This window comes from Microvirga sp. P5_D2, from assembly GCF_054049475.1.
Genome location: NZ_JBFUMH010000282.1, coordinates 1 through 3,900 on the forward strand (window position 1 = coordinate 1; position 3,900 = coordinate 3,900).

Genomic DNA, 3,900 nt, shown 5'->3' on the forward strand with positions numbered 1-3,900 from the left:
GCCAAGTACCAGGCCCTGCTCGCGGCGGGAAAGCCGGCGAAAGTCGCCCTGACGGCGATCATGCGCAAACTCATCATCTTGGCCAATGCGCTCTTGCGAGATCAGCGAAATTGGTCCCCAAAACCCGCTTGATCAATACGGATACTCTAGCGGAGCTGGCGGTCCGGAGCGCGGGATCCGGCAGGACGACTATGCGTCCTTCGCGCTTCGGCCAATCGCCCAGGCCACCGTGCAAGGGAGGATCCCATGCTGGCGCACTTCGCTCGACTTGCTCTCGTTGTCCTTGCGTTTTGGAACCTCCCCGGCGCTGCCCAGGCCGGAAAACCCTTCGTCCCGAGCTGGATCCGGAACGATCCCGCCGCCAGGACCGTAGCGGTTGAGATCGTGGCGGACTGGAATCTCGTTGCCCGCTACGCCAAGGACAACGTGCGGACCGACATCATCGACTTCAATGGCGACTGGGGCGGGAATCTCACGATCAGCGTGCCGACGGGCTGGTCTGTGAGGCTCACGTTCATCAACCACTCGGGGGCCGTCCGGCACGGTCTCATGGTGACCAGGTCCTACGCGGAGTCGGAGATGCCCGTGCGGCTGCGGGAGGAGGATGCCATCTGGGGTGCCTATGTCCGCCCCCTTGGAGGGCATCTTCCCGCAGGAGAGCGCGCAGCTCGACTTCGTGGCGCGGCAGCCCAGGGACTACTTCCTCGCCTGCTCGCGGCAGAACCACCTCATGATGGGACACTGGGTCGGCCTGGAGGTGGAGGACGGCCTGGCGCAGGCAGTGGCCGTCATCCACGAGGATAGGTTCCCGGCAGAGGATTCCCCAGACGCCGCTGATCGACGGACTTAAGGCCTGAGGTGGCCCACCCAATGGCTCTCGCCGATGATGGAGATCGGGGTGCCGCCCGCGCGCATGTCCACGGCCTTCTCGATCTTGCGGCCGAAGGACGAGTGTGCCCAGCTCTCGGTTGCATAGGCGCCGATCACGAGATACTTGGTCGTCCGGGTCAGCGATCCGGGAATGCCGCCCAGATCGATGATGGCCTTCTCGCAGTCCTTGCGCGAGCCGAAGGCGAAGGTGCCCGTGAAGCAGAAGGTCGATCCACCGAACGTGACGGCGGGAGCCGGACAGCCGCCATCAAAAACGCATGGATGGCAATGTTGCAAAGACTGACGGCGGCTCCCACGAGAACTTGGCGCACCATGCAGACCGCTCCGGTGAGGCCGATCACAGAACCCGGGGTGGCAACAGATAAAGCGTCATCGCGAAAATCAGGTACACCAACAGGACGAGCACTCCGACAAACCACGCCGAGCGCCCGCTGTTGGTCACCAGGGATACGGTCATGGTGGCGATGAGCATCATGATCACTGCACCCGGCCAGAATTGCAGGTTCATCGGTTCCGGGCCGATGACATAGCTCAGCAACACCAACACGGGGGCGACGAAGAGCGCGATCTGGGCCGAGCTCCCCAGCGCGATGCCCACGCTCAAATCCAGGCGGTTCTTGCGCGCGCCGGCAAAGGCCGAGGCCATCTCCGCCGCAGCGCCCACCAACGCCACGACGACAAACCCCACGAATGCGGGGGTCATCCCGAACGTTTCCGCCGCCTGCTGCACGGATTCGATGAACACCTCGCTCACCAGCGCGACCAGGATCGTGACGCCAGCCAGCGTGGTCAGGGCCAAGCCCATGGGCCACGGCGCCTCGCCGGTTTCGGCATGATCCGCGCCACCGAAAAATTCGCGGTGTGTCTTGAGGGTGAACAGCAGGCCCAATCCGTAGGCGGCGATGAGCAGCACGGACAGACTCACGCTCAACCTGTCGGTCACTGCTGATCCCGCGGTGGAATCGACTCCGGAGACCGCCGAGGGCATCAACAATGCGATCGTGGCCAGGAAGAGCAGGCCCGCTTGCAGACGGGCGTTGCCCCGGTTGTACTCCTGCACGTGGTACTTGAGCCCGCCGAGCAGGAACGACGCGCCCAACATGAACAACGAGTTGGTGACAATCGCCCCGGCGATGGATGCCTTCACAAGTGCGTATTGCCCGGCGCGCAACGCGGCCAGCGCGATGATCAGTTCGGTCAAGTTGCCGAGCGTGGCGTTGAGCAGGCCGCCGACCGCATCGCCCGTCTTGGCCGCCACGGATTCGGTGGCGTGGCTCAACAGCACTGCCAGTGGCACGATCGCCAGGACCGACAGCACGAAAAGCAGCGTATGCGCTTCGGGCGTGAGCTTGTGAGCGGCGAACACCACGGGCACGAAGGCCAGCAGCCAGAGCAGGGGATTGTGACGGACTTCCTTGAGCAAGAGGTTCATAGGTGCAGCCTCGGCCAATTTCGGTTGCGCCTACTTCTCAAGCATCGCTCAGGCGCTGCACGACAGGAGCATCCTAGCATCGCCGCCAAGTTTCGCAGAACACCCTTTAGGGAGCCGGATAGGATTTCACTTCGGTGTATTCGGAAGACGATTGTCCGGATGCTCGCCCTACTCCTGTGAACGTCCGGTTCAATCCGCTCTGACGGGAGCCTCAGCCAGTCGGCGGTGACTTGAAGATACTTTCAAGGGAATGCACTTTCCGGGCGTTATATAACGTTTGTTGCCATCCACGGCACGGCTCAAGGGTGGAGGGCCTGCAACGGGCGACCGCGGCGGGAGACCAGGTGGCGCTCGACGGCGGACAGTTCCGATTGCTGATCGCAACAGGGAGCCTGGATCCGGAACAGGTCGACCGTCACGGACCTGGACATCCCGGCCGATTACCCGCCCGCGAGCCGGTGACGTGGAAAGACCCCGGCCCGACGGACACACCTCCGCGAGAGAGGTCAGCCCCCCACAACAGTGCCGCGGGCCCGTCCGCCTTGCGTGCGGCAGGAGCATCCGGTTCCCACCGGGGCCGCATTGCTCAGGGTGCAGGTCCGGACAGTGGTCGCACAGTATCCGCCGACCGTTGACGAGATCGGCGTCTGGTACGCCGGATAGGTGGACGCGGCCGCCGCGCCGATGACGCTTCCGGTCACCAGGCCGGCGGCTCCCCAGCCCGGAGCACCATAGTAGCCGCCGGAATACGGATAGCGGCCACCATAATAGCCAGCCGCGCCGACGCCATACCTGCCGTAGCCAGGCCGCGCGCCATAGCGCCCACCATAGTAGCCGGCCCGGCCGACGTCGTATCGGCCATTGCCGGGCCGCACGCCCGCGACACGTCCGGCCGAGACCCCGCGGACCGGCGGACGGACCGTCCGCGCGCCGCCGACGTTGCCGCCGCCACCGATGCGGGCGCCGCCGCCCCGACCGCCCCGCTGGGCCTCGGCATCACCCGGGACCAGAAGAGCGCTCGTCGCAAGAACACCCAGAACCAAGAGAAGCCTGTTCATTGCCATTCTCCGTTTCCGCCGACACATGCACAGCGCGGCCCGAGGCAGGCCGTCATGAGCGGACCAGTGTGATCCCGTTGGCCGAACATGCTTGATCGGTTGGGCCAGGGACTTGCCATTTTTGACAACAAGGCCCGTACGCGGACCCTCCCTGCCCGCGTCACGCGGGGAGGGAGGCCTGGGAAGAGACAGGCGATGCGACCCCGTAGGGCAGAAGCCTTCCCAGGCTGAAACGAATTCGAAGGCGGTTGTCTCAAAAGGAAAAGCCGCTGGCCCAGCCGGTCAAGCAACCCCGGTCAGCAGGTTTATGGTGAGAAGCAGCGCAACTCGGACACCACCAGCCCAGGGAGAAGGCACGATGCGCAATCTACCGCTGAAATTGGCCGTGATAGGCGGCGTTGCCACCTTTCTCGTCGCCCTCCCGGTGTCGATCGACGTGAGCCGGTCAAATGCAGCCGCTCCCGGTCTCGCGAGCACCATCAGTGTCGGACTCAAATGCGACACCGCTCAGGCCGTCGT

General features: G+C 64.6%; 4 protein-coding genes and 1 pseudogene. 2 read left to right on the forward strand and 3 right to left on the reverse strand.

From position 1 onward, the window contains the following. Together ACXJKO_RS30400 and ACXJKO_RS30405 are read left to right on the forward strand one after the other, a co-directional pair. Positions 1-132 (forward strand): annotated as a pseudogene (locus ACXJKO_RS30400) (IS110 family transposase); the annotation flags it as partial. A gap of 114 nt (positions 133-246) precedes the next feature. Then, positions 247-804: a sulfocyanin-like copper-binding protein gene (locus tag ACXJKO_RS30405; protein ID WP_457094746.1), complete on the forward strand. Its 558-nt coding sequence runs from the start codon at positions 247-249 to the stop codon at positions 802-804. A 42-nt stretch (positions 805-846) separates the two neighbouring features. On the opposite strand, the gene ACXJKO_RS30410 is transcribed toward ACXJKO_RS30405, so the two are convergent. From ACXJKO_RS30410 to ACXJKO_RS30420, 3 genes are all read right to left on the reverse strand, one after another. Next, positions 847-1,167, reverse strand: a complete 321-nt coding sequence (locus ACXJKO_RS30410) for a BRCT domain-containing protein (protein ID WP_457094747.1) — start codon at positions 1,165-1,167, stop codon at positions 847-849. A 61-nt stretch (positions 1,168-1,228) separates the two neighbouring features. Beyond that, positions 1,229-2,323 (reverse strand): calcium/proton exchanger, encoded by a 1,095-nt coding sequence (gene cax, locus ACXJKO_RS30415; protein WP_457094748.1) that lies wholly within the window; start codon positions 2,321-2,323, stop codon positions 1,229-1,231. A gap of 506 nt (positions 2,324-2,829) precedes the next feature. Then, positions 2,830-3,381: a hypothetical protein gene (locus ACXJKO_RS30420; RefSeq protein ID WP_457094749.1), complete on the reverse strand. Its 552-nt coding sequence runs from the start codon at positions 3,379-3,381 to the stop codon at positions 2,830-2,832. Between the last annotated feature and the right edge of the window lie 519 nt (positions 3,382-3,900).